We start from the raw sequence: 24943 nt of genomic DNA, 5'->3' as shown, positions 1-24943 counted from the left end.
CCCGAGAGACAGGTCGAAGTCCGACGGCTCGTCCGGCCGCGCGCGTCTGGCTCACGTACGCGAGCCACGGGCGACGTAGAGGTCGAAGGTGAGGTCGACGACGGGGCGGCTGTCGCTGTCGTAGAAGTGCCAGGTGAGGGTCGCCGCGTTGGCCCGATCGACCTTCTCGAAGTACACGTAGCCGCGCATCGAGGTGCCCGGCACCAGCACGCCCCAGGGCAGCGCCGACGAGGCGACGTCGCCGCCGACCCACTCGATGCGGCCGAAGTCGAGCTGACGACCGGGGTGATAGCCGTTGTCGTTCTGCCCGGCCTGGACGAACGAGCCGCCGGCGTCGAGGAGATCGCGCCGGAAGCCGCGCTCGTCGATCAAGTCGATGTCGCCGGGCGCCAGGCGGATCGGGCGGTTGCCCAGGTTGGCGACCAGCACGTGAACGACGGTGACCTGGTCGTCGAGGTCGCTCGGGATCCCCTGCCAGGCCCCCGTCGTCAGCACCACGCTCAACCCCGACTGCGGGTCGCGGGCCAGCATGCGGTGACCGCCGTCGGGGGCGACGAGCTCGCCGGAGGGGATGCAGGCGGCGCTCACGAGCAGCAGCGCGAGCGCGAGACGTCTGGAGGCGCGCGTCACGGGTGCAAGCATACTCGCTTTGACCGCCGCCGCGAGTCGGACACGCCGCAGGGTGAAACCTGGGCTCGCCGCCACCCGCGCGCTTTGCGCTGCAGTTTCCGGGGCCACGCCGATGCCCGCCCGCGCTCGCTCCGGCTGCCGCTTCCGGGCGCGCTGCGGACGCGCCTGCGGCCCGGCCACCCCGACGCGGGCGACGACCGGCGCTATCATCCGCGCGATGAAGATCCTCATCGTCGAGGACAACAAGAAGCTCGCCAGCTTTTTGCTGCGAGCCCTGGCCGAGGAGGGCTACGTCGTCGACCTGGTCGAGGACGGCGGCGTCGCCATCACGCAGAGCCGCAGCATCAGCTACGACCTCGTGATCCTCGACTGGATGTTGCCCTCGGTCGACGGCCTCACGGTGTGCCGGACCCTGCGCTCGGCCGGCGCGACCATGCCGATCCTGATGCTCACCGCGCGCGCCGAGATCCAGGAGCGCGTCGCCGGCCTCGACGCCGGGGCCGACGACTTCTTGCCCAAGCCGTTCGACCTCGGCGAGCTGCTGGCCCGCGTGCGCGCGCTCGGCCGGCGCGGCCACGGCGACCGCTACCTCGAGGTCGGGCCCGTGCGCATCGATCGTCACGAGCGCACCGTCACCCTCTCGGGTCGGCGGCTCGACCTCACCCCGCGCGAGTTCCTGCTGCTCAGCTACCTCGTGCGCGAGGCCGGGCGGGTCGTCCCGCGCACCGAGCTGCTGCAGAAGGTCTGGGAGCTGTCGTTCGACCCCGGCTCCAACGTGGTCGAGGTCCACGTCAAGAACCTGCGCACCAAGCTGGGCGAGCACGCGGCCCGCATCGAGACCGTGCGCGGCGTCGGCTATCGCTGGCAGAACGAGGCATGAAGCTCCGCAACCGCCTGGTCGCCGCGGTCACAGGCGTCACCGTCGTCGCCCTCGCGCTGTCGTTCGTCCCGCTCTATCTCCTGATCCGCGCCCTCGAGATCTCCGACCTCGACAACGCCCTGTTCCGCCAGGCCACCGCCCTCGCCCAGCACCTGCCCGGCACCTACTACGCCGGGCACCCGCTCGACGAGGGCCACGCCGACGTGCCCGAGAGCATCGATCCGACGCCGCGCTACACCGCGATCTACGGCCCCGACACGTCGCTCGAGACCGCCTCGGAGAGCTTCGCGGGCCAGGCCCCCGGGTCGCTGGCGGCGCTCGGCTTGCGGCGCACGTTGCCGTGGGACGGCGTCGCGGTCGACCTCGAGCTCGACGACACCCGCCTGCGCGGCGTCGTCATGCCGACCGGCGATCAGGGCGAGGCCCTGCTCTACGCCGTCTCCAAGAGCACCGTCGAGGACGACACCACCACCTTGTTCGAGCTCCTGCTCGCCATCTTCGTCTGTGCCGCCGGCGCCACCGCGCTGATCGCCCGCTGGCTCGGCGAGCGCCTCGCCCGCGACGTCCACTCGGTGGCGCACGTCGCCCGCCTGGTGGCCGAGGGCGACCTCGCCGCGCGCGTCGGCGATCCGCGGGTCATGGGCGCCGACGAGACGCGCTCGCTCGCCTCCGACCTCGACCACATGATCAGCCGCCTCGACGAGGTCGTGTCGTCGCAGCGGCGCTTCATCTCCCACGCCGCCCACGAGCTGCGCTCGCCGCTGGCCTCGCTGCGAGGCGAGCTGCAGCTGGCCTTGCGACGCGAGCGCGACGCCGACGAGTACCGCGCCGCGCTGCGCGAGATGCTGTCCTCGGTCGACGCCCTCATCGCCCTCGCCGAGGACCTCCTGCGGCTGGCCCGCGCCCAGGGCGGCGCCCCGGCCACGCGGGGCCGGGCCAGGGTGGCCGACGTCGTGCGCGAGGCCCTGCGGATGGCTCGCGGCCACCTCGACGATCGCGGCGTCACCATCGCCGTCCCGCCCACGCTCGCCGAGTTCCCGGTCGAGGTGCGCGGCGCCGCGGCCGACCTCGCTCGCGCCCTCCGCAACCTCATCGACAACGCGGTCGTCCACAGCCCGCCCGGCGGCGAGGTGCGCATCGAGCTCGCAGTCGTCGAGGGGGGTGTCGAGCTCGCCGTCGTCGATCAGGGGCCGGGGATCCCCGTCGAGGATCAGCCGCACATCTTCACCCCCTTCTTTCGCGGCGCCGGCGGCGAGAACCAGGAGGGCGCCGGCCTCGGCCTGGCGATCGCCCGCGGCCTCACCGAGGGCTCCGGCGGACGGCTCGCGCTCGACACTCGCCACACCGGCGGCGCTCGCATGGTCCTCCACCTCGCCTTCGCCGAGAACGTCCCGCCCGCCTGAGCGCCGCCGACACCTGCCTCTTCAGACAGATCGATTGCCTCCAGGAGCCGCGGAACGCTGCCCGTGGCCACGTAGCGGGCGAAATTGCGCCGGCGCGTCGACGCTCTTGCCCGCGCGCGCGAGCGCCGACTAGCCTCGCATCATGCGCCGCCTGGTCTGCTCGCCTGCTTTGTGCGTCGTCCTCCTCGCGGCGTGCACGACTCCGAACCCCGCGTTCACCGCCAGCCAGGGGCACCTCGAGAGCAGCTCCAGCGATTCCCTGAGCTCGACGAGCGCCGGTGGACCCGGCACCTCCGCCACCGCCGATTCGACCGGCGGCGACAGCGGCAGCGGCACCACCGTCGACCTGACGGGCGCGACCCAGAGCGCCACCAGCGACAGCGACACCAGCGCCGCGACGACGGCCACCACCGCGCCGGTGAGCACGACCGACGGCACCACCTCTGGCACCGACGGCACCGACACTCAAGCCACCGACGGCGACTCGACCGCGGGCACGACGAAGAACGACACCCTCGTGCCCAACCTCGACCTCGGCCAGCCCGACCTGTGCTCGCAGGAGGTCGCGCCGAACCTCGAGATCACCGTCAAGCACGAGCCCGAGCCGGCCACCTGCAACGCCCCCTTCGGCCCGGTCATCCAGGGCGTGCTCGTGGGCAAGCCCGACGCCAACACGTTCAAGTTCCGCGCCTGCAAGGCCACCCTCGACTGCATCCGGGGCGACACCCAGTGCCTCGCCAACGAGGTCATCGACGTCCACATCGACGGCCCGGGCACGCACATCCCCAAGCTCGCGGTCGGCACCTGCGTCAGCGTCGCGTACGTCGGCGACGGCCCTGCGGGCGACAACACGACGTGCAAGACCCGGCTCGTGCGGTTCGCCAAGCCCGCCAACGTCAACTACATGCTCTCGAGCATCTTCGTCGCCGCGATGGGCGTGCCGGGGACCGCGGCCTTGCCGGCGCCGTGGCCCGAGGCGCTCGAGTTCGTCGTCGAAACGGACCAGGTCCAGGCGTGCGGCGGCAACAACGTCTGCGGCACCCCGCCGGGCACCTACCAGCTCGTCGGCGGGTTCGCCGGCCAGACCGTGGTCGCCGCGATGAAGGAGTCCAAGCCGGCCAAGATCCCCCTGTTCGACCAGAACCACGACCAGGTCGAGACGATCCTCGGCAGCTTCTACAACCTGCGCTCCTACGCCAACCCGGTCGACCAGTGCGAGTTCCGCTGGCTGTGGCTGGCCGACGCCTTCAAGGGTCCGTGAGGACATGTCCATCAGGACATGCTCCTTCGACCATGCCCCCACGAACATGCTCCCGGGGTCAGGAACGCCGGCGCCCTGACGGGGCGCGGCGGACGGGCCGCCCGCCCGACGGTCGCCGGCGGCCGCGGATCTCGCCGCGCCTGGCCCTGGCCAGGGTCGATGCCCGGGGCGGGACTCGAACCCGCACGCTTGCGCCGGGGATTTTAAGTCCCCTGTGTCTACCGATTCCACCACCCGGGCGTGGGGGCCCTGTTAATAAGAGCAGCCGGCCCGCTTGAGAAGCGAGCCGAAGCCAGCCGGGCCCGTGAACGCATCTGCGCGCACCCGCCCGACCGAGCGAGATCGCACCTGAACACCCGAGCACGTGCGCAAACTTTCACCTGCACAGGCGAGCGGCAGTGTCCGCGGGCGCGAAAACGCGTGCTAACACGGCGCCGTGGACACCCCGTCGGAACGGACCGCCCGCCTGAGCCCCGTGCGCGAGCCCGACTTCATCGAGGTCAAGGGCGCGCACGAGCACAACCTGCAGATCGACGAGCTCCTCGTCCCCAAGCGCAAGCTCGTCGTCTTCACCGGCGTCAGCGGCTCGGGCAAGTCGAGCCTCGCCTTCGACACCCTCTACGCCGAGGGGCAGCGGCGCTACATCGAGAGCCTGTCGGCGTACGCGCGCCAGTTCCTGGGCCAGCTCGAGCGGCCGAAGATCGAGCACCTGCGCGGCCTCTCGCCGACCATCGCCATCGAGCAGAAGAGCGCCTCCAACAACCCGCGCTCGACCGTCGGCACGATCACGGAGATCTACGACTACCTGCGCGTCCTCTACGCCCGCGTCGGCACCCAGCACTGCACCGACTGCGGCAAGCCGGTGCGCAGCTCCTCGCCGGAACAGATCGTCGACGCCGTCCTGGCCGAAGCGCCAGGTTGCAAGCTGACGCTCTTCGCGCCGCTCGTCACCCACCGCAAGGGCGAGTTCAAGGATCTGTTCGAGGAGCTGCGCGGCCGCGGCTTCCTCCGCGTCGAGGTCGACGGCGAGATCCACCGCCTCGACGACCCGCCCAAGCTCGACAAGAAGTTCAAGCACACGATCGCCCTGGTCGTCGACCGGATCACCGCCCGCGCCGAAGACCGGCGGCGGATCACCGAGAGCGTCGAGCTCGCGCTGCGCGAAGGCCACGGCGAGATCCGGGCCGAGGCCGACGGCAAGGGGCCGAAGCTGCAGTTCTCCGAGTCGCGCAGCTGCTGCGGCAAGAGCTTCCCCGAGCTCAACCCGGCGAGCTTCTCGTTCAACGGTCCGCTCGGCATGTGCCCCGACTGCAACGGCCTCGGCACCCGCAACGAGGCCGCGCCCGACCTCGTGGTGCCCGACCCGAGCCTCAGCATCCGCGACGGCGCGATCGCCCCGTGGGCCTCGGCGATGGAGCGCGGCGAGGGCTGGACCTTCCGCATCGTCGAGGCGCTGGCCGAGGCCTGCGCCGTCGACCTCGACAAGCCGTGGAAGGAGCTGCCGAAGAAGAAGCGCGACACCGTGCTGTTCGGCGTCCAGGGCGAGCAGAAGATCGCAGTCAAGTGGGGCAGCGACACCAGCAGCTCGCAGGGCACCTGGGGCATGCGGTTCGAGGGCGTGATCCCCAACCTCATGCGCCGCTTCCGCGAGACCGACAGCGAGGCGGCCCGCGACTACTACCGCAAGTACTTCCGCGAGGCCCCGTGCGAGGCCTGCGGCGGCAAGCGCCTGCGCCCCGAGAGCCTGGCCGTGCGCGTGTCCGGGGTGACCATCGCCGAGGCCACCGCCCTCACCGTCCTGCAGGCCAGCAAGCACTTCGCCGCGCTCACCCTCACGGGCCAGCAGAAGACCATCGCCGAGGGCGCGCTGCGCGAGATCGCCGCCCGCCTCACCTTCCTCCTCAACGTCGGCCTCGACTACCTCACCCTCGATCGCTCGGGCCCCACCCTGTCCGGCGGCGAGGCCCAGCGGATCCGCCTGGCCAGCCAGCTCGGCTCGGAGCTCAGCGGGGTGATGTACGTGCTCGACGAGCCGAGCATCGGCCTCCACCAGCGCGACAACCAGCGGCTCATCCGCACCCTGCAGCACCTGCGCGACCTCGGCAACACCGTCCTCGTGGTCGAACACGACGAGGACACCATCCGCGCCGCCGACCACGTGGTCGACTTCGGCCCCGGCGCCGGCCACCTCGGCGGCAAGGTCGTGTTCAGCGGCACCGCGAAGGAGATGATCCGCTGCAAGGAGAGCCTCACCGGCGCCTATCTGTCCGGCCGCAAGGAGATCAAGGTCCCGCCGACGCGCCGCCCCGCGAAGGGCAAGATCAAGGTCCTCGGCGCCTCCGAGCACAACCTCCGCGGCATCGACGTCACGATCCCGCTCGGCGGCCTGGTCGCAGTCACCGGGGTCAGCGGCGCCGGCAAGAGCTCGCTCGTCAACGGCATCCTCCTGCCCGCCCTCGCCAACAAGCTGCACGGCAGCCTCGACCGCGTCGGCACCCACAAGGGCCTCACCGGCCTCGAGAAGCTCGACAAGGTCATCGCCATCGACCAGCGCCCGATCGGCCGCACGCCGCGCTCGAACCCCGGCACGTACACGAAGTCGTTCGACCTGATCCGCGAGCTGTTCGCCCAGCTGCCCGAGTCGCGCGCGCGCGGCTGGAAGGCCGGCCGCTTCAGCTTCAACGTCAAGGGCGGCCGCTGCGAGGCCTGCCAGGGCGACGGGGTGATCAAGGTCGAGATGCACTTCCTCAGCGACGTGTACGTGCCCTGCGAGGTGTGCGCCGGCAAGCGCTACAACGCCCAGACCCTGGGCGTCACCTACAAGGGCCGCACGATCGCCGAGATCCTCGACAGCAGCGTCGACGACTGCCTCGAGCTGTTCGAAAACCATCCGCCGCTCAAGCGGATCCTCCACACCCTGGTCGATGTCGGCCTCGGCTACATGAAGATCGGCCAGACGGCGACGACGATGTCCGGCGGTGAAGCCCAGCGCGTGAAGCTCAGCCGCGAGCTGTGCAAGGTCCAGACGGGCAACACGCTCTACGTCCTCGACGAGCCGACCACCGGCCTCCACTTCGAAGACATCGCCCGCCTGCTGCACGTGCTGCAACGCCTGGTCGACGCCGGCAACACGGTCCTGGTCATCGAGCACAACCTCGACGTGATCAAGTGCGCGGACTGGATCATCGACCTCGGCCCCGAAGGCGGCCAGGGCGGCGGGCTGGTCATCGCCGAGGGCACGCCGGAAGAGGTGGCAAAAGTCGAGGCCTCCCACACGGGGCGCTTCCTGGCGCCGCTCCTGGGCCGCAAGTAGTCCACGGCGACATGTTCTCGCGGACATGTTCTCACGGACATGTCGCCCGCGGTCTCGCCGTGCGCCCTTCGTCGCACGGCCGGCTCCGCCGTGCGCCCATCGGCTCGCCTCAGCGCGCGATCGGCAGCCGCGTCGGCCCGCGCGTCGGCGCTTGCCCGCGCGTGGCCGCGATCTCGCCGTCGCCGAAGGCCGCCAGGTAGTCCGGCCGCACGCCCGGGCAGACCTGCTCGAAAGGACAGCCGGCGCACGCCGGCACCTTGACCCGGCCGGCCAGGCGGCTGTCCTTGAGCGCGAACGTGGCCTCGGGCGTCACCACCACCACGTGGTCGGCCCCCGGGTCCCACGCGTGGGGGTGATCCTGGCCCAGAAGACAGCGCGGTACGTGCAGCGAGCGCAGGGTCATCGCCTGCCGCCGTCCGCGGGCGAGCGCCTCGGTCATGAACGGCAGCGCCTCGGACATCCGCGGCAGCGACTCCGGGTGTGCAGCGTTCGCGTCGGTCAGCGACACGTACCACAGGTCGACTGCGCGCACCCCCTGCTCGGCGAGCCAATCGATCGCCGCCGGCAGGTCCGCCATCGTGTCGCGCTTGACGATCAGATCGACGACCAGCGCCACCCCGCTGGCGACCGCCCGCTGCAGGCCGCCGACCATGGCCGCGTACGTACCTGTCCTTCGGACCAGCTGCTCGTAGCGCTCGGCGCGGTGGGTGTGCACCGACACGTGGAGGCGCGTCGCGCCGGCCGCCAGCAGGCGGGCCAGGTTCTCACCGTGCGCGTACATCAGGCCGTTCGACTGCACCTTGATGTCGGCGAACCCGAGCGCCCGGCCGGCGCGCACGATCGCCAGCAGATCCGGGCGGATGGTCGGCTCGCCGCCCGTGATCGACAGCGCGTCGAGCCCCTGCGCCCGCCCCTGCCGCAACGACGCCAGCGCGTGCGCCGTGGACAGCGCCCGCCCGCGCAGCTCGGGCCCGATCGTGCAGTAGTCGCACCACAGGTTGCAGTCGTAGCCGAGGATCATGTCGAGCAACCCCGGCACGTCAGCCCTCCCACCAGCGCTGGAAGCGGGCGTCGAGCCGCTCCAGCTCCGCGAGCAGCGGCGCGCCGAGGGCGGTCGGCCGCGCGTGCAAACGCAGCGTCTCGACCGCCTCATGGTTGCCGCGCGCGACCTGCCGCAGCCGGGTCTCGACCTCGGCTGTCCCCGAGGACAGCATCGACTCGAGCATCGCCGCCACCGGCAGGAACGCGTGGGCGGCCAGGAGCACCCCGTGCAGCGGCCGCGGGTCTGGGCGCACCGGCGAGGCGACCAGCGGCGACCAGGCGTTGTCGAGGATCGGCCCCTGCTCGAGCAGGGCGTGCAGCTTGTTGTGGGAGAACTCGTGGATCAGCGCCTCGGCCAGAGTGAGCGCGCTCGGGTGCAGGCTCAGGTAGACCGTCCCGATCGCCTCCTGGTACGACGCCGACAGGTGCCGCTCGCGGTCGTGCCCGACCGGGACCACCAGCAACAGCCCGACGTCGAGCTCGGCTCGCAGCGCCGGCAGGTGCGCCGCGATCCGCTCGAGCCCCGCCCGCAGCCCCGCCAGCCAGGCCTCCGGCGGCAGACCGCCGAGGTCGAGCCCGCTGCCCGACTTGTCGGGGTGGGCCTCGACCTCCGCCAGCGGGTTGTTGTCGCGCCGCAGCGCCAGCGCGATCGACCCCGCGATCGGCTCGTACATATCTTTAAAAACATGCTCGGACGGACATGTCCCGAAGTCCTGCCCGATCGGCCCGCCGACGCCGCCCGCGGCCCACCCGGACGGCGCGATCGTCAACGGGCCCGGCGGCGGCCGCAGGGCGCAGCGCGCTCCCAGGCACAGCACCTCGGGCGGCGGCTGCGGCACCTGGCACCTGTCCTCGAGGACACCCGCGACCGCCAGCTCGAGCGCCAGCGTCGCCAGCAGCTCGCCCTGCAGCGCCGGGTCGGGGCGCCCGCGCAGGCAGCGGATCAGGGTGCCCACGGTCGGCCGCCGCACCGCGCTCGCCAGGGCTCCCGGGGCGCGGGCGGCGATCCGCCGCAGCTCCGGCGCGAACCGCCCCCACGCCGCGCCGTTCGGCCCCGGCCCCGCCGGCAGCCGCAGCAGCTCCGTCAGCGCGCGCCGCAGGGCCGCCGAGAACAGCCCGCGCGCCGTCTCCGACCCCGGCGCGGGCAGCGTCAGATCGGCCAGCACGCGCCCTCCGAAACTTCGAGCCATGGCCCCGAGAACAGGCCGCGCACCGTCTCCGACCCCGGCGCGGGCAGCGTTGGATCGGCCAGCACGCGCCCTCCGAAAACTTCGAGCCATGGCCCCGAGAACAGGCCGCGCGCCGTCTCCGACCCCGGCGCGGGCGGCGTCAGATCGGCCAGCACGCGCCCTCCGAAACTTCGAGACATGGCCCCGAGAACATGTCCTGAAGTCTCTGCGCCGCGCCGACCTCGGCCTCCCCGCCCCGCACCGGCGCCAGCTCGCCCGGCCCGAAGCGGCGCAGGTACTCGGGATCGACGCCCGCGCAGTTCGCCCGCGACGCGCAGTCGCTGCAGCCGTCGGCGAACGCCCGCGCCGGTCCCGGCACGGCGCGCTCGCGCAGCGGCCCGAGCAAGCACAGCGGCGCCCCGGCGATCGCCGCCATCAGCCCCGCCCGCTCGGCCGCCACCATCGCCTGCAGCGCGTACGGCACCGCCACCGCCAGCCGCGGCGCCACCGCCCCGTACCCGTCCGGGCGGCCCTCCGCGACCACCTCGATCTGCCACGCGCGCGCCCCCACGTCCGCGAGCAGCAGCGGCATCGCTGCCAGCACCCGCGTGTTGGAGCGCGTCAGCGGCGTCGTCACGGTCACCGGCAACGGGACCGTCCGGGCCGCGCGGAGCATCGCCGTCGTCGCCCGGAACGACCCCTCGCTACCCGCGTGGTAGTCGTGCCCCGCCGACTCGGCCGCGTACAGATGCACGCGCAGCCCGTCGAACCCGGCGGTCTTCAGCCGCGCCAGATCCTCGGCCGCCAGCCCTGCCGGCCCCGGCGCGGCCACCACCCGCGCGAACCCTGCCCCCCGCGCCGCCGCGATCCAGGCCGCGATCGCCTCGCCGTCGGCGCCCGCCAACGTCAGCGTCCCACCTGCCCCTCGCAACATGTTCAAAACGCCCTGTCCTTCCGGACCGGACGGATCGACCCCCACCGCGCGCGCCAGCGTCACTTGGACATGTCCTTCCGGACAGAATCCCCTGCGCCGCACGGGCTCGGTGCAGCCTGTCCTTTCAGACAGAAAGGTACCCGTCCGCGCGCCGCGCTCATGATCACCTGTCCCCCCAGGACAGGATCACCTGTCTCACGCGACATGTTCGAAGCGCCCTGTCCTCCGGGACCGGGCACCGTCCCGCGGCCGCTCAGCTCCACGGCGTCAGCACGGCCTGGCGGTGCGACGCCAGGCGCTCGGACAGCGTCAGGAGCCCGGGGATGGCCGGCGCCCCGCGCTCGGCCGCGAGCTGCGACAGCCGCTGCGCCAGCGCGCGCGCGCCCTGCTCCTCGACGGCGGTCGACGGGCGGTCGCCCGCGCCGCCGTTGGCGAGGTACAGCGCCAGGTCGCCGGCCTGTGCGACCGCGCGTGGGCCGTCGACCTCTGCGCGCAACAGATCGACCTGGAACTTCCGGCCCTCCGGCGTGCGCATCAGCACCGGCACTGCGCCGGCCACCAGCGGGAGCACCTGCTCGACGCGCCACTCGCCGACCGGCCCGACCAGATCGGCCAGCGGGGCCGCGGCCGACGGCGCCGTCGTGCGGGGCCTCAGCGTGCAGGCTGCCGTCGACACGCCGGCAGCGGCGACTCCGAGGGCAGCCAGGACCTTGCGACGGGCGACACGCGGCGAAGGCTTCATGCAGTCTTTCCTAATCGGAGCCCAACGTACCCGCCCGCCGCAGCCCCCGTCAAGGCGACGCGAGCGCCGACCCCTCACGACCGCCGACGCTCGGCTTCCGACGCTCGCCGGCCCCGCCGCACCGGCCCTCGCTCCGCCCGGCCGCGTTCGACTCTCGGCGACCGCCGCGAGGACGCGCTAGCATCGGCGCTGCGCATGGACGACCGCACCCACGCCCGACCGCGGACCTCGCGGCCGCCGAGGCTCTCGCCCGGGGACTACAAGGCGCTGATCAAGGTCGGCTACGGCTGCAACGAGCACTGCACCTTTTGTCACACCCTCGACGTGCGCCCGATCGACGGCGACGCCGAGGAGGTCGAGCGCAAGATCCTCCGCGCCGCCGAGCTGGGACACACCATGATCGTCCTCTCCGGCGGCGAGCCGACGATCCGCCCCGAGCTCCTGCGCTGGGCCACGCAGGTCGCCGGCCTCGGCCTCGACCTCGGCCTCGTCACCAACGGCCGCGCCCTCGCCTACGCCGAGCTCACCGACAAGCTCGTCGCCAACCGCCTGCGCTACGTCTACCTCTCGCTGCACGGCGGCAGCGCCCCCGTGCACAACCGCCTGGTCCGCAGCGACGCCTTCGATCAGGCCGTCGCCGCCCTGCGCAACCTCAGCGGCCGCGGCCTCGACCTCACCGTCAACTGCGTCGTCACCCGCCAAAACCTCGCCCACCTGCGCGGCCTCGTCGACCTCGTCGCCGCGTTCGCCGACGTCACCCTCAAGTTCTCGATGGTCGAGCCCAAGGGCGGCGCCGCGCGCAACTTCGAGCTGCTGGTCCCGCGCGTCGGCGCCGTCGCCGAGGCCGTCCTCGCCGCCGCCGAGCACGGGCGCGAGCGCGGCGTGCGGGTCCAGCACGGCGGGATCCCGCGCTGCCTCGTACCTGGCCTCGAGGACAGCACCAGCGACCTCCGCAGCCACCGCTACTGGACCATGGTCGAGATCGGCGAGCCCGACCTGTTCCCGGTCGACGACGACAACAAGCGCCACCCGCCGGCGTGCGACGGCTGCAGCCTGCGCGGCGGCTGCCCCGGCCTCTACCGCGGCTACCACGAGGTCCACGGCGACGGCGAGCTGCGCCCGGTCACCGATCGCCCGCGCGCCAACTCGTTCAACTACACGCTGGAGGCCGTGCACGAGGCCCCCGAGGCCACCTGTCCCTTGCGCCAGGGCCCCCTCGGCGTCACCCCGTGGGAGCGCGGCCGCCACCTGTTCGTCCGCCGCGGCGGCGCGATCGCCCGCTACCGCGCCGACACCCGCGACTTCACCGACGAGGAGATCGCCGCGGTCAAGCACGACCTCGGCCAGGTCTACGTCGACGCCGCCCGCGGCCCGGCCCCCCAGGACTTCGCCCGCGAGCTGGTCCCGCTGGCCCGCAGCCCGCTGTGCGCCGGCTGTCCGCACCTGTCCGCATGCACAGGGATGTTCGAACCTGTCTTCGAGGACATCTTCACGCGCGACGACGCCGTCGTGCGCGCGCGGCTGGCCGGGCTCGCCGGCGACGTCCTCGACCTCGGCTGCGGCGACGCCCCCTACCTCGACGTCCTGGCCCCGCGGATCGCCGCCGGCGCGATCCGCTACACCGGCGTCGACCCCGACGCCGCCGCTCTGGCCCGCCTGCGCGCTCGCCTGCCGCCCGGCGCAGCGCTCGAGCGTGGCGACGCCGAGGCGCTCGAACTCGGCGAGCGCCGGTTCGACGCGGTCACGATCCTGCGCAGCTTCAACCACCTCCGCGACCCCGCGCGCGTGCTCTCGACGGCCCTCTCGCGGCTGCGCCCCGGCGGCCTCCTCGTCGTCTGCGACAACACCGCCTTCGGCCTGGCCCGCACGCCCGCGCAGACCACCCGCGGCGAGCGCTCGACCGCCCGCCGCGAGCACTACCGCAACGACACCGCCGCCGACGCCGCCCGCCGGATCGAGGCCGTCGCGGCCGAGCTCGGCGTGACCCTCGCGTCGCACGATCGCCGCGACATCGGGCCGGGCACCAGCAACCAGTGGCTGCTCGTCTACAGCCTCGCCTGAGCTCCCCGCCGACCGCTGCGCTCGCCTACCGCATCGCTGCCCGATCGCGTACATAACCCGCGGAGTCCGATGTCGATCACCTTCTACTACGCCCCCAATACCAGCGCCTCGCGCGTGCACTGGGTCCTCGAGGAGCTCGGGATCCCCTACGACAAGGTCAAGCTCGACCTCCGCGCCGGCGAGCAGCACAAGCCGGAGTTCCTGGCCATCAACCCCAACGCCAAGGTGCCCGCCCTCGTGGTCGACGGCACGCCGATGTTCGAGTCGCTGGCGATCATCATCTACCTCGGCGACCGCTTCGGCGTCGAGAAGGGCCTGTGGCCGCGCGTCGGCTCCGGCGAGCACGCCGAGGCGCTGGCGTGGAGCGTGTGGGGCTCGGTCACTCTCGGCGGCACGATCTTCCGCCTCTTCTACAACACCAGCGAGTGGTTCCCGGCCGAGTCGCGCAACGCCCCCCAGGCGGAGACCGCCCGCAAGGAGTTCGAGGCCCAGCTCGGGATCCTCGACCAGCGCCTGCGCGGCCGCGAGTACCTGGTCGGCGACCACTTCACCCTCGTCGACGCCGCCAACGCCGCCGCGATCGCCTGGGCCCTGAGCTTCATCAAGGTCGACACCACCCGCCTCCCCGACCTGTCCGCCTGGCTGGAGCGCAGCACCCAGCGCCCGGCGAACCAGGCGGTCCACGCCGGCTAGCCTTTTCGCCATGTCCGAACGGTCAGGTCCTTTCCGACCTGCCCGTTCGGACCTGTCCCAGGGACCTGTCCATGCCCGACTTCCTCGCCCGCGTCCGCGCCCTCCCTCGCCTCGGCCTCGGCGTCAGCACCGAGTACGGCGCGCGGCGGCAGGACGGCGCCCTCGACCCGCTCGAGCTGCGGCGGCGCCGGCCCGACTGCGCCGGCTTCCTCGAGGTCGGCGTCGAGGTGGTCAAGGGCCTCGACGCCGACGCGCGGGCCTGGGCCGCCGGCGGCCTGCCGACCACCTACCACTTCCTCGACATCAACCTCGACAACCCCGACGACTTCGACCCGCCGTGGCTGGAGGGGGTGCGCACGATCGCCGCCGAGCTGCGCCCGGCGTGGCTGTGCGGCGACGCCGGCCTGTGGCACCTCGGCCGCCGCGACCGCGGGCACATGCTGCTCCTGCCGCCGGTCCTCGTCGACGAGGCCGTCGCGCCGCTGGCCGACGGCCTTATCGCGCTGCGCGAGGCGACCGGCCTCGAGGTCCTGCCCGAGAACCCGCCCGGCGCCGCGTTCGTCGGCGAGCTGCACCTGCTCGACTTCTTCGCCCGCGTCGCCGAGCGCGCCGACACCGGCCTGCTCCTCGACTGCGCCCACCTGGCCATGTTCCAGCGCGCCCGCGGCCACGCCCCGCTCACCGGCTTCGACGGCTTCCCGTGGGACCGCGTGGTCGAGCTGCACGTCGCCGGCGGGCGCGTGCAGGACACCGCGGGCCTCGCATGGGTCGAGGACGACCACGGCACGGATGTCCTTCCGGACACCTGGGAGATCGCCGCCGAGGCGGTGGCGCGGGCCGTCAACCTGCGCGCGATCGTCGTCGAGTGCGAGCGCAACCCGATCGACGCCGTCCTGCCGCTGTTCGACCGCGTCGCCGCGCTGTGGCCGGGGCGCGGCCCGGAGGCCGCGTGAGCCGCCTCGACCCGCGCCGGGTGCAGGCCGCCCTGGTCTGCATGCACCTCGACCCCGCCTACGCCGCGGCCGTGCGCGGGCCAGGTCCGCTGCCCGAGCTCGCCGACCGCGAGCGCGAGCTGCTGCGCGCCGTCGATCCGCGGGCCCTCGCCGTCGACCCGTACCGCCGCGCCCGCGCCGTGCACGCCCTGCTCGAGGAGTACCCGGCCACCGCCGCCCTGCTCGGCGTGCCCGCCGTCGACGCCTTCTTCTCGTCGGCCGCGTTCCGAACCTGCGCGTTCGAACATGGCTCGATGGCCCTGTCCTTCGGGACATGGCTCGACGACCATGCCGGCGGCCCCGGCCGCATCGAGGCCGCCATCGCCCGCGCCCGCCGCCCGCGCGCCGGCGCCGGCGAGGGCCTGGCCTGCAACCCGTGCGTCGCCCCGCTGCTGGTCCCCGCCGGCAGCCTGGCCTTCCTCGAGCGCGTGCGCGCCCGCCTCGGCCCCGACCCCGCCGCAGCGCTGGCGAACGCCCGCCCGTCGCGCGAACGCCCGCCGCGCGGCCGCGACCGCGAACCCCTGCTGGTAGAAGCCGGTCCCGGCGGCGAGGTGTCCCTCGGGACAGCCAGCGAGCCGCTCGTCCGTCTGCTGCTGCTCGCCGGCGACGGCCGACCCCACGCCGCTCTCGCCGCCGAGGCCGTGCGCCTCGGCGCCGAGCCGCACGAAGCCGACGAGCTGCTGGCCGGCCTCGTCGCCGACGGCCTGCTGGTCGCCTGCTGAGCATCGCCTACGACCCAGCGGGAGCGACGCGACGAGCGCCCCCTCGCCGAGGCCGTGCGTCGCTCACGACGCACTCGAAGCAATGCGACGAGCGACGCGTACCTCGCCGCCGAGGTCGCGCATCGCCCACGACTCGCTCGAACAACCTGACGACGCGCGCCTCATCGCCGAGGCCGTGCGTCGCTCACGACCCCTCGACCCAACGCGACGAGCGACGCGCGCCCCGCCCACGAGGTCGCGCGTCGCTTGCCACTCAATTCTTCTTTTCTCTTTGAAAAAAACTCAGCCGCCGCCCATGAAGCGCAGCGCGAAGTCTCGCAGGCGCAGCACCGCCGGGATCCCGTCGGTGCTCTGGAACGTCAGCGTCTCGGCGAAGCGCACGTTCTCCGCGCTCTTGTAGGCGACGTAGGCGCGACCGGCCGGGCTGCCGAGCAGCGCGTTGATCTTGCTCTCGAACTCGCCCTGGACCGCAGCGACGTCGGCCGCGCCCTCGGCCGCCAGGCGCTGCGACACGCCGTCGGCCTCCGCGTTCACGCGCTGGCGGTACTCGAGCGTCTCGGCCTCGATGTTCTTGATCCCGAGCAGGTAGCCGTCGGCGATCGCCTCGGGCGCGTCGATGTCGAGCACCTTCCCGACCTCGACGCGCAGCGCGGCCCGCTCCTCGTCGGACAACGCCTTGAGCGCGCGGCGGGCCGAGCCCGGCGTGCTGTCGCCCTTGGTGTCGACGAAGCCGACCTGGTACGCGCGCTCGAGGTCGGCCTGGCGCTTGATCCAGTCCTGCTGCCGCGCGTTGGCCAGCGCGTTGGTGCCGAGCTCGTAGTTGTCGAGCTCCTGCTGCTGCTTGGCGACCTTCTCGCGCGCCCCGTCGAGCAGCTTGTTCTGCTCGTTGAGCTGGATCTGCTGCAGCTGCTTCTCGTACTCGTCGCGGAACGTCACCGCCCGCACCAGGACCGCCTGCGCCTCGAGGTGCAGCGGCGCCAGCTCCTGGTTGAGCCGCGCCAGAGTATCGTCCGCCACCTTGAGCCGCGTGTCGGCGTGGTAGAAGTCCGAGCTCGTCAGGTTGGCCAGGCCCTCGCGCAGCACGCTCACCGTCGTCTCCTGCGCCAGCCGCTGGAACCGGTACTGCCCGTTCGTGCTCTCGACGTGGTTACCGGCCATCATGATCTGATGCGCCTCGCCGGGCTTGATGCGGTACGGCACGCTGACGTCGACGAACACGTTGTTGTTGTCGCGCGTACGGATCTGCAGCCCCTGGCCCTCCTCCGAGCCGTAGTCGAGGAACAGGTAGTGGCTCGGCAGCAGCGTCAGCGAGTGGATCCCCGCCATGTTGAGCGTCCACCCGGGCTCGAGGTCCGCCGCGAGCACGCCCGACGCATTGCTGCTGCGGACCCCGATCGTGCCGAGCGGGACCGTCGAGATGAAGCACGTCGGCGCGATCCACAGGAACAGCAGCGACAGCAGCGTCAATTGACAGATCCGGACGAAGCCCTTCACTGCGCACCTCCGACCTTCTCGACCTCGACCCGCGACGGGTTGGCGTCGTTGGCCCACGGCTCGATCGCGATCGTCACCCCGCGCAGGCGCTCGCCCAGGCGCTCCATCACGCGCTCGACCGGCTGCGAGCGGAACGCGTCGATCTCGGCCTTGCGCGCGCGGTAGACCGCGTCGAGCTGGCCGCGGAGCTCGGCCGCCTGCTGCTTGGACGCGCTGAGCGTCGCCTGGCCCTCGGCGACCTTCGAGATCTTGTAGGTGTCGGCCTCGCGGGTCGCGTCGGCCTGGGCCGCGATCGCGGTCGCCAGCGCCGACTCGAGCTCGGTCCGCTTCTCCTGGATCTGGCGGTTCTGATCGCGGTTGACCTCGGCGAGCCGGCGCTCGCGGCTGGTCTCGGCAGCCGCGAGGTTGGACTTGATGACCTCGAGCTGGTTGCCGAGCTTGTTGCGCTCCTCGATCAGCTTCTCGTACTCGTCGTTGAACTGCGGCCGCGGCGTCACGATCTGGGTCACGATCACGCCGTGCACCCCGAGCAGCTCGTTGAGCCGGCTCTTGGCGCGCTCGGTCGCCTCGCCGAACTTGGTCGGGTTGGACACGGAGATCGTCGACTCGCGGCCGAACTCGTCGCGCAGGATCGCCCGGGCGTACGGGCGCATCCACTTGAGGTAGCCGCGCTCCTCGCCGCCGTCGCGGATGACCGTCTGGGCCTCGTCACCGGCGATCTGGAAGATGATCGTGGTGTCGGAGAAGTGAAAGTTCGAGCCGTCGCTGGCGCGCACCGTCAGCTCGCTGACCTCGAGGTCGTCGATCGTCTTCGACCCGTGCATCGAGAACGTCTGCGGGCTCGCGTCGAGCACGTAGACCGAGTGGATCCCGAACGGCAGCCGCGTGATCCAGCCCGGCTGCGTCACCGTCGACAGCCCGCCGGTGATGTTGTTGATCCGCACCGCCACCTGGCCGGGTTCGATCGCCGTGAACGAGGTCGTCATCAGGACGAGCCCGGCGATCAGCGCCCCGCCGATCCACACCCAGTCGAACCAGCTCGAGCCTCCGCCGCCGGTCACCGATTTGAGCTTCCCCTGGAGGTCTCCCAGGATCTGGCCGCCGCTGGGCCGGCCTGATTTCCGCTGTTGCGCCATGCCCGCATCGTACACCAGGCCCCGCGAGGCCCCGCGAGCCGGCTCAGACAGGCCGCTGCTCGGACTCCTCGTCGGCCGTCGGCGCCACTGACGCGTCCGCGAGCGCGGGTTCGTCGTTCTCGCGCGCCTCGTCGCTCGCCACGTCGCTCGCGGGCGCCTCGTCGCCGCCGCTCTCCACTTCTTCGCTCGCCGGCACCTCGCCCGTCTCGCTCGACTCGTCGCTCGGCGCGAGATCGCCCGGCCCGCGCGGCGCCAGCACCCCGACCCGCGGATCGACGAAGGACGCCAGCCAGCCCGCGATCTGGTTGTCCCCGGAGGCCAGCGCGCGCATCTGCACCACGCGTACGCCGTCGCTCGCCTTGATGTCGGCCGACAGCTCCTCGGCGCGGACGAAGCGGCGCGTCATCAGCACCTTCGCCGCCATGCGCACGCGCGGCGTCAGGCGATCGAGCTCGGCCTCGTCGTCCTCGCTGAGCGTCGACGCCACCAGCTCGCCGTCGATGCCGATCAGGGCCGCGGGCATCGGCCACTGCTTCATCAAGCCGACCAGCACGCGGCGCTGCTCGAGCAGTCGGCCCTGCATCTGCGACTCGAGCTCTTGCTGGCGATCGAGCGCCGCGTTGAGCTGGCGCGCGACCTGGCCCAGCTCGTCCTGATAGAAGTCGCGCACGCGACGGCGGCGGTCGCCGCTGGCGATCGCCTCGGTCACGCTGCCGACCTCCGACAGGCGTCCGAGCACGTCGCGCTGCAGGCTGCGGGACAGCGGCCCGAGCGACAGCAGCGCCACGGTGACGAGCACGCCGAGCAGCACCGCCGCCTCGATGGCCGACTGCGACGCCTCGATGTTGGCGTCGCCGAGCGCCGTCTTCTTCGCCTCGAGGTACTGATTGACGTCGCGCTTCAGCTCCTCGAACACGCGGAAGACCGTCTCGTGGTAGGCCGCGTACGGGTTCTCGGGGATGCTGCGCAGCAGCTCGTCGCGCGCCTTGCGGTAGACCTCGTAGTTCTCCTGGAGGTTCTTCAGCATGGCGATGTCGTCGTCGGACATCGACGCGCTGCGCGCCTGGACCAGCGCCTTCTCGAAGTCCTCCTCGGCCGCCGTCATCTCGGTCGGCTCGCTGCGCTGCATCAGACCGACCAGCGTCGCGCTGTCCTGGCGCTCGATCTGGTCGAGCATCGCCACCGCCGCGCTCAGGCTGACCAGGTTGTTCTGCACGACCACCTGCACGTTGCGGGCGACCCGCTGGGAGTTGAACGCGGCCGTGCCGACGCTGAGCAGGAGCAGCGCGATCAGGTAGCCGTAGCCGAGCAGGAGGCGGGTGCGGAGGGTCATGGCGGCGGTTCCGGGGGTCTACGCCAGGCTGGCGACGCGGCGGACCGACGCCGGCGGGCCGACGATGAGCAGGCGATCGCCGCGGGCGAGCCGGTCGTCGACGGCGAGCTGAGGGATGACCTGCCCCCCGCGCCGGACCGCGATCACCGACACCCCGTAGCGCCGCTTCATGTCGATCTCCGCCATCGTCTTGCCGATGAATTGTTCGGGCGTCGCAACCTCGACCAGGTTGGTGTTCTCGTCGAGCGCGATCTGCTCGAGGATGGTCGGGTGGGCCAGGTTGCGGGCCAGTCGCTGGCCCATCTGCATCTCCGGGTTGATGACCTCGTGCGCGCCCACGGCCAGCAGCACGCGCGCGTGCAGCTCGTTGGCCGCGCGACTGATGATGCGCGGGATCCCGCGCTGGCGCAGCAGCGAGGTGGTGAGGATCGACGTCTCGCGGGCGCGGGCCCCCATCGCTACCACCACGCACGACATGCGCTCCAGCCCCAGCTCGTTGAGCGCGCGCTCGTCGGTCGCGTCGGCGCAGGCCACCGCGTCGACCTCGGACTCGACCAGCTGAGCTCGCTCCTCGAGCTGGTCGATCGCCAGCACCGCGGCGCCCTCGCGCACCAGGCTCAGCGCGACCGCCCGTCCGAACTGCCCGAGGCCGATGACTGCGAATTCTCCGCTCATGAGGACATGTCCTTGAGTGCAGGTGATGAGGAGGCCCGGCGCTCAGCCGACCATGATCTTGGCTTCGGGGAACTGGACGTGCGCGCCGCGCGGCGTGCCGAGCGCGAGGGCGAGCGAGATCGGGCCGACGCGGCCGATGAACATCGTGACGATGATGAGCCACTTGCCGAGCGCGTTCAATTCGGCGGTGGCCCCGATCGACAGGCCGACCGTCGCCAGCGCGCTGACAGTCTCGAACAGGGCCCGCTCGAACGGCATGTCGTGGCTGGCGAGCAGCGCGAAGGTGATGACCACCGCCACCATCGTCGCCAGGGTCATGATAGTTCCGGCGCGGTAGACGATGTCGTGCGGGATCGTCCGCCGGAACAGCTGGGCCCGCGCCTGATTGCGGATCAGCGCCGGGATCGCCGCCAGCACCACGGCCAGCGTCGTCGTCTTGATCCCGCCGCCGGTGCTGCCGGGCGACGCGCCGATGAACATCCACACGACCATCATCAGGATCGTCGAGCGCTCGAGCGCCGAGAAGTCGACGCTGTTGAAGCCCGCCGTCCGCAGCGTCACGCTCTGGAACACCGAGTTGATGATCTTGTCGGCGATCGACAGGCCGTGCAGCGACGCGTCCCACTCGGCGATCGCGAACAGGATCGTCCCGCCGACCACCAGGCTCAGCGACATCCACAGGACCACCCGCGCCTGCAGCGGCAGCCGTCGCTCGGCCCCGCGCGCGCGCAACCACAGGGCCAGCAGCACCGGGAAGCCGAGCCCGCCGAGCGTGATGAGCGAGCCGTGGACGGCCTGCACCGCGCCGTCGGTCTGGAACTGGATCAGGTTGTCGCTCCACAACGCGAAGCCCGCGTTGCAGAACGCCGACACCGCGTGGAACGTCCCGCGCCACAGCGCCGACGCGGCCTCGAAGCCGTAGCCGTAGTGGAACAGCAGCGCCAGCGCGATCGCGCCGACGGCCTCGATCAGCAGCGTCGACACGACGATGAAGCGCGTCAGCTCGTAGGCCGAACCGGGGCTCGTCAGGTCGAGCACCTCCTCGAGCGCCTGCTCGCCGCGCAGCGCCAGACGCCCGCCGAGCAGCACCGCCGCGAACGTCGACAGGACCATGATCCCGAGGCCGCCGAGCTGGATCAGCAGCAGGATCACGACCTGGCCGAAGTGAGAGAACGCGACCGGCGTGTCGAGCACGATCAGCCCGGTCACGCAGGTCGCGCTCATCGCCGTGAACAGGGCGTCGATGAACGCGATCGATCTCTCGGTCGCCGAGGCCGCCGGGAACGTCAGGACCAGCGCCCCCGAGAACGCGATCAGGCCGAACGTCGACAGGATGAGCAGCGCCGGCCGGGCGTAGAAGCTCTGCAGCAGGTCGGCGAACACCGGCCCGCGGGCGACGATCACCAGCAACACCGCGGCTTGCAGCGCCCACAGCAGGCCGAGCACCGCCCCCGGGCTCGTGATCGCCGCCAGGAAGAACCCCAGCAGCGCCGCCGCGATCACGACCACATAGCCCCGTCGATGTCGCAGCAGCTCGAGCACGTACGGCGAGACCAGCGCGAGGGTCGTCAGCGCGAACGCCAGGCCGAGCAGATCGGGGACGAGCTCGTGCTCGACCTCGAAGCCGAACAGCGCCAGCCCGGCCAGCAGCGACACCAGGAGCAGGTGCTGCGCCGCGGCGCCGTAGCGCTGCAGCCACGCGAACGACGCCCCGCGATCGCCGACCCGCCGCGCGCGCGCCCCCGTGCTGCTGATCGCGAACAGGCTGTCGCCGATGAGCGCCAGGTTCCAGACGATGAGAAAGCCGGCGATCTGGACGTCCGACGCCAGCGCCGGCACGAACACGCCGACGTTGACCGAGAGCAGCAGCGGCACGAGCAGGAACGCCCAGCGACGACCGCCGAGCAGGCCCGCGATGACCACGACGGTGGCGAGCCCGACCGCGAGCGCGTACAGGTTGCCGAGGCTCACCAGCAGCTCGACGGGCCCGAGGAAGCTGTCCCGGTGCATGTCGGCCACGATCCGCACCCCCAACACGCTGAGCAGACTCGCGCCTGCGACGCGGGCCGCCTGCAGGCGACGTGACGGACGAGGGACGGGAGCGGCGCTCATGGCGACGGCCGACGAGGCTCGGCCAGCCTTTATCACCGACCTCCCCCGCGGTCCAGGCGCCCCGGCTGGAATATGTCCCCGCGATCTTTATACTCACTCGCACGTGCCCGCTTCGCCGCCCAAGCCTGCCGGCGCCGGACTGGCCGCCGCCCTCGCGCGATCGCGGATGCTGAACCCGCTGGCCTGGTTCGACACCGGAGCCCAGATCGAAGTGCGCAGGTTCGCCGGCCCGGCCTCGTTCGTGGCCCAGCTCGCCAGCCCGCTCCGCATCGCCCACGTCACCGACATCCACGTCGGCCGGATCACGCCGATGAAGATCCAGCGCGCCGCGGTCGACCTCGTCAACGCCGAGCGCCCGGACCTCGTGTGCATCACCGGCGACTTCGTCTGTCACAGCCAGGCGTTCCTCGACCAACTCGAGGAGCTCCTCCGCGGCTACGAGGCCCCGGTGATGGCGGTGCTCGGCAATCACGATCACTGGTCGGGCGGTCCCGAGGTGCGCAGGACCCTGCGACGCGCCGGCGCCGAGGTCCTCGACAACGTGCACACCACGATCACCCTGCGCGGCCAGGCGCTCCAGGTCGTCGGCCTCGATGACGCCTACACCGGCCACGCCGACGTCGAACGCGCGACGCGGGGCCTGCGCCACGACCTCCCCACCCTCGGCCTGTCGCACATCGCCGAGGAGGCCGATCACCTGTGGACCGCGGGCGTGCAGCTGGTGCTGTCCGGGCATACCCATGCCGGCCAGGTCACCCTCGCCCGCCTCAACGAGCTCGCGCTCGGCCGCCTCATCGGCCACAAGTACGTGCACGGCCTCTACGGCTCGCGCGTCGACGTGCGCCCGTGCGGCGCAGTGTACGTCGGCGCCGGCATCGGCGCGGCCGTGATCCCGCTCCGGGTCGGCGAGCGAGCCCGCCGCGAGGTCACGATCTTCGAGCTCGGCGCGGCGCCGGGGAGCTTCGAGGAGCACCACGTCGATCAGCCCGCGCTGCCCGGTCGCCCACCCACGGAGAAGCAGAAGAACAAGCGGATCCAGCAGGTCGAGGCGAAGCGCGAGCGACGCGAGCGAAAGGCCGCCCGCGCCCGCCTGCGGAGCGACGACGATGACCGCTGACCCGGCGCGCCGCGACGCGCAGCTGCCAGGCTCCGCTCCGTCTCGCCACGACGCGCAGCTGCCAGCCCCCGCCCCCTCTCGGCCCCCGGCGGCCGCCCCTGCGCGCCTGCGCCGGTCGTTCGCCGCGGTCCTCCTCGTCGTCGCCTGCGCCGGACCGGAGCCCGCACCCGCGCCTCCGGCCGCCAGACCTTCGGAGCATGTTCCATCAAACCTGTCCGAAGCGACCGGTCCCATCGAACCTGCTCCAAAGACCACCCACGCTCCCCCGCCCGCCGAGCCGCCCGCGCCCGCGCCGCCGCCGCTGACGATCGTCGACCGCCCGATCACCTACGACGAGGCCCGAGTCGCCCGCACGATCGACTACCGCCGTGCGCACCAGGATCCGGCCGCGAGCGGCGTCGAGATCGAGCCGCGGATGATCATCCTCCACCACACCGGCGGCGGCTCGGCGGACGCGACCTGGCGCTACTTCGACCGCCCCACCATCGAGAGCGCGCGCAAGACGATCGCCGACGCCGGCGACCTCAACGTCTCGTCGCAGTTCCTGGTCGACCGCGACGGGACGATCTTCCGCCTCATGCCCGAGACGTCGATGGCGCGTCACTGCGTCGGCCTCAACCACGTCGCCATCGGCGTCGAGAACGTGGGCGACCTCGACGAGCACCTCCTGACCGACGCCCAGGTAGAGGCCGACGCCGCGCTGGTCCGCCACCTCAAGGCCCGCTTCCCCGCGATCACCCACCTCATCGGGCACCACGAGTACCTGGCGATGGAGGGCCACCCCTACTTCGTCGAGCGCGATCCCAAGTACCGCACCCGCAAGGCCGACCCCGGGCCCGCCTTCATGGCCAAGGTCCGCGCCCGCGTCGCCGACCTCGGGCTATCGGGCCCACCTGTCCGTTGAGCCATGCGCCTCGCCCCGCCCTCGCACCCGCCCGGCGCACCGCCGTCCACCGCCCAATCATCTGTCTCTCGAGACAGGCACCTCCGTCCGCGCTCCCGCGTTCGTGCCCGGGCCCCTGACTCCCCGCCGTCCGCTACCGGGTGCGGCCGGCTGGAGAGCGAACCCCAGTCATCTGTCCCTCGAGACAGGCACCTCCGTCCGCGCTCCCGCGTTCGTGCCCGGGCCCCTGACTCCCCGCCGTCCGCTACCGGGTGCGGCCGACAGGAGACGGAACTCCAGTCACCTGTCTCTCGAGACAGGCACCTCCGCCACCGCTCCCGCGTTCGTGCCC

The 24943-nt window shown here is 72.2% G+C and carries 21 protein-coding genes and 1 tRNA gene; 10 read left to right on the top strand and 12 right to left on the bottom strand.

The features are described from left to right. Positions 1–51 precede the first annotated feature (51 nt). Entirely contained in the window at positions 52–630 is a 579-nt protein-coding gene (locus O0S08_RS20700; protein WP_269040926.1) for a hypothetical protein, read from the bottom strand. 217 nt (positions 631–847) lie between these two features. Here O0S08_RS20700 and O0S08_RS20695 point away from each other — a divergent pair, with 217 nt between their 5' ends. The 3 genes from O0S08_RS20695 to O0S08_RS20685 all read left to right on the top strand — a co-directional run bounded on the left by O0S08_RS20695 (position 848) and on the right by O0S08_RS20685 (position 4174). Continuing rightward, the gene (locus O0S08_RS20695) at positions 848–1510 is read left to right on the top strand and encodes a response regulator transcription factor (RefSeq protein WP_224194879.1); all 663 of its coding nucleotides are present in this window, start codon (positions 848–850) and stop codon (positions 1508–1510) included. Continuing rightward, entirely contained in the window at positions 1507–2913 is a 1407-nt protein-coding gene (locus O0S08_RS20690; RefSeq protein ID WP_269040925.1) for a HAMP domain-containing sensor histidine kinase, read from the top strand. The genes O0S08_RS20695 and O0S08_RS20690 overlap by 4 nt, the downstream gene beginning before the upstream one ends. 142 nt (positions 2914–3055) lie before the next feature. Then, a complete protein-coding gene (locus O0S08_RS20685; RefSeq protein ID WP_269040924.1) occupies positions 3056–4174 on the top strand; it encodes a hypothetical protein in 1119 nt (372 codons plus the stop codon). 160 nt (positions 4175–4334) lie between these two features. On the opposite strand, the gene O0S08_RS20680 is transcribed toward O0S08_RS20685, so the two are convergent. Then, positions 4335–4414 (bottom strand) — tRNA-Leu (locus O0S08_RS20680). 235 nt (positions 4415–4649) lie between these two features. Here O0S08_RS20680 and uvrA point away from each other — a divergent pair. After that, complete coding sequence (gene uvrA / locus O0S08_RS20675) at positions 4650–7487, top strand: excinuclease ABC subunit UvrA (protein ID WP_269041855.1); 2838 nt, start codon at positions 4650–4652, stop codon at positions 7485–7487. A gap of 109 nt (positions 7488–7596) precedes the next feature. Here uvrA and O0S08_RS20670 read toward each other — a convergent pair whose 3' ends face one another. The 5 genes from O0S08_RS20670 to O0S08_RS20650 all read right to left on the bottom strand — a co-directional run bounded on the left by O0S08_RS20670 (position 7597) and on the right by O0S08_RS20650 (position 11373). Beyond that, the gene (locus tag O0S08_RS20670) at positions 7597–8526 is read right to left on the bottom strand and encodes a radical SAM protein (RefSeq protein WP_269040923.1); all 930 of its coding nucleotides are present in this window, start codon (positions 8524–8526) and stop codon (positions 7597–7599) included. A gap of 1 nt (position 8527) precedes the next feature. After that, positions 8528–9694 (bottom strand): aKG-HExxH-type peptide beta-hydroxylase, encoded by a 1167-nt coding sequence (locus O0S08_RS20665; RefSeq protein WP_269040922.1) that lies wholly within the window; start codon positions 9692–9694, stop codon positions 8528–8530. Then, positions 9679–9873, bottom strand: a complete 195-nt coding sequence (locus O0S08_RS20660; RefSeq protein ID WP_269040921.1) for a hypothetical protein — start codon at positions 9871–9873, stop codon at positions 9679–9681. The genes O0S08_RS20665 and O0S08_RS20660 overlap by 16 nt, the downstream gene beginning before the upstream one ends. After that, complete coding sequence (locus tag O0S08_RS20655) at positions 9858–10694, bottom strand: hypothetical protein (RefSeq protein WP_269040920.1); 837 nt, start codon at positions 10692–10694, stop codon at positions 9858–9860. Before O0S08_RS20655 ends, O0S08_RS20660 begins: the two co-directional genes overlap by 16 nt. 190 nt (positions 10695–10884) lie before the next feature. After that, positions 10885–11373 (bottom strand): hypothetical protein, encoded by a 489-nt coding sequence (locus O0S08_RS20650; RefSeq protein WP_269040919.1) that lies wholly within the window; start codon positions 11371–11373, stop codon positions 10885–10887. Positions 11374–11568: 195 nt separating this feature from the next. Between O0S08_RS20650 and O0S08_RS20645 the strand changes: the two genes are divergently transcribed. From O0S08_RS20645 to O0S08_RS20630, 4 genes are all read left to right on the top strand, one after another. Then, a complete protein-coding gene (locus O0S08_RS20645; protein ID WP_269040918.1) occupies positions 11569–13434 on the top strand; it encodes a radical SAM protein in 1866 nt (621 codons plus the stop codon). Between the two features lie 69 nt (positions 13435–13503). Next, positions 13504–14127, top strand: coding sequence for a glutathione S-transferase family protein (locus tag O0S08_RS20640; RefSeq protein WP_269040917.1), 624 nt, complete (start codon positions 13504–13506; stop codon positions 14125–14127). Between the two features lie 71 nt (positions 14128–14198). Further along, entirely contained in the window at positions 14199–15080 is an 882-nt protein-coding gene (locus tag O0S08_RS20635) for a multinuclear nonheme iron-dependent oxidase (RefSeq protein ID WP_269040916.1), read from the top strand. After that, positions 15077–15841 carry a hypothetical protein gene (locus tag O0S08_RS20630; RefSeq protein ID WP_269040915.1) on the top strand — a complete coding sequence of 255 codons (765 nt, stop codon included), beginning with the start codon at positions 15077–15079 and terminating at the stop codon, positions 15839–15841. The genes O0S08_RS20635 and O0S08_RS20630 overlap by 4 nt, the downstream gene beginning before the upstream one ends. Before the next feature lie 282 nt (positions 15842–16123). Here the strand turns inward: O0S08_RS20630 and O0S08_RS20625 are convergent, their stop codons facing one another. The 5 genes from O0S08_RS20625 to O0S08_RS20605 are packed head-to-tail and all read right to left on the bottom strand — an operon-like array spanning position 16124 to position 22489. Continuing rightward, on the bottom strand, positions 16124–17335 hold the full coding sequence (locus O0S08_RS20625) for an SPFH domain-containing protein (RefSeq protein ID WP_269040914.1): 1212 nt from the start codon (positions 17333–17335) through the stop codon (positions 16124–16126). Then, positions 17332–18471, bottom strand: coding sequence for an SPFH domain-containing protein (locus O0S08_RS20620; RefSeq protein ID WP_269040913.1), 1140 nt, complete (start codon positions 18469–18471; stop codon positions 17332–17334). Before O0S08_RS20620 ends, O0S08_RS20625 begins: the two co-directional genes overlap by 4 nt. Before the next feature lie 43 nt (positions 18472–18514). Continuing rightward, positions 18515–19804 (bottom strand): HAMP domain-containing protein, encoded by a 1290-nt coding sequence (locus O0S08_RS20615; protein WP_269040912.1) that lies wholly within the window; start codon positions 19802–19804, stop codon positions 18515–18517. A gap of 18 nt (positions 19805–19822) precedes the next feature. Next, positions 19823–20479, bottom strand: coding sequence for a potassium channel family protein (locus O0S08_RS20610; protein ID WP_269040911.1), 657 nt, complete (start codon positions 20477–20479; stop codon positions 19823–19825). A 42-nt stretch (positions 20480–20521) separates the two neighbouring features. Beyond that, positions 20522–22489: a TrkH family potassium uptake protein gene (locus O0S08_RS20605; protein WP_269040910.1), complete on the bottom strand. Its 1968-nt coding sequence runs from the start codon at positions 22487–22489 to the stop codon at positions 20522–20524. A gap of 205 nt (positions 22490–22694) precedes the next feature. Here O0S08_RS20605 and O0S08_RS20600 point away from each other — a divergent pair, with 205 nt between their 5' ends. After that, on the top strand, positions 22695–23708 hold the full coding sequence (locus O0S08_RS20600; protein ID WP_269040909.1) for a metallophosphoesterase: 1014 nt from the start codon (positions 22695–22697) through the stop codon (positions 23706–23708). Continuing rightward, positions 23698–24612: an N-acetylmuramoyl-L-alanine amidase gene (locus O0S08_RS20595; RefSeq protein WP_269040908.1), complete on the top strand. Its 915-nt coding sequence runs from the start codon at positions 23698–23700 to the stop codon at positions 24610–24612. Before O0S08_RS20600 ends, O0S08_RS20595 begins: the two co-directional genes overlap by 11 nt. The last annotated feature ends 331 nt before the right edge of the window (positions 24613–24943 follow it).

The sequence above is a fragment of the Nannocystis punicea genome, from assembly GCF_026965555.1.
GTDB lineage: Bacteria > Myxococcota_A > Polyangia > Nannocystales > Nannocystaceae > Nannocystis > Nannocystis punicea.
The sequence above is the reverse complement of the archived record's forward strand: the minus strand, read 5'-3'. Positions and strand labels throughout refer to the sequence as shown.

Coding starts and splice junctions, on each gene's coding strand:
- O0S08_RS20695 (WP_224194879.1), top strand. CDS start 848: ATGAAGATCCTCATCGTCGAGGACAACAAGAAGCTCGCCAGCTTTTTG.
- O0S08_RS20690 (WP_269040925.1), top strand. CDS start 1,507: ATGAAGCTCCGCAACCGCCTGGTCGCCGCGGTCACAGGCGTCACCGTC.
- O0S08_RS20685 (WP_269040924.1), top strand. CDS start 3,056: ATGCGCCGCCTGGTCTGCTCGCCTGCTTTGTGCGTCGTCCTCCTCGCG.
- O0S08_RS20650 (WP_269040919.1), bottom strand. CDS start 11,373: ATGAAGCCTTCGCCGCGTGTCGCCCGTCGCAAGGTCCTGGCTGCCCTC.
- O0S08_RS20645 (WP_269040918.1), top strand. CDS start 11,569: ATGGACGACCGCACCCACGCCCGACCGCGGACCTCGCGGCCGCCGAGG.
- O0S08_RS20640 (WP_269040917.1), top strand. CDS start 13,504: ATGTCGATCACCTTCTACTACGCCCCCAATACCAGCGCCTCGCGCGTG.
- O0S08_RS20635 (WP_269040916.1), top strand. CDS start 14,199: ATGCCCGACTTCCTCGCCCGCGTCCGCGCCCTCCCTCGCCTCGGCCTC.
- O0S08_RS20620 (WP_269040913.1), bottom strand. CDS start 18,471: ATGGCGCAACAGCGGAAATCAGGCCGGCCCAGCGGCGGCCAGATCCTG.
- O0S08_RS20615 (WP_269040912.1), bottom strand. CDS start 19,804: ATGACCCTCCGCACCCGCCTCCTGCTCGGCTACGGCTACCTGATCGCG.
- O0S08_RS20610 (WP_269040911.1), bottom strand. CDS start 20,479: ATGAGCGGAGAATTCGCAGTCATCGGCCTCGGGCAGTTCGGACGGGCG.
- O0S08_RS20605 (WP_269040910.1), bottom strand. CDS start 22,489: ATGCACCGGGACAGCTTCCTCGGGCCCGTCGAGCTGCTGGTGAGCCTC.
- O0S08_RS20595 (WP_269040908.1), top strand. CDS start 23,698: ATGACCGCTGACCCGGCGCGCCGCGACGCGCAGCTGCCAGGCTCCGCT.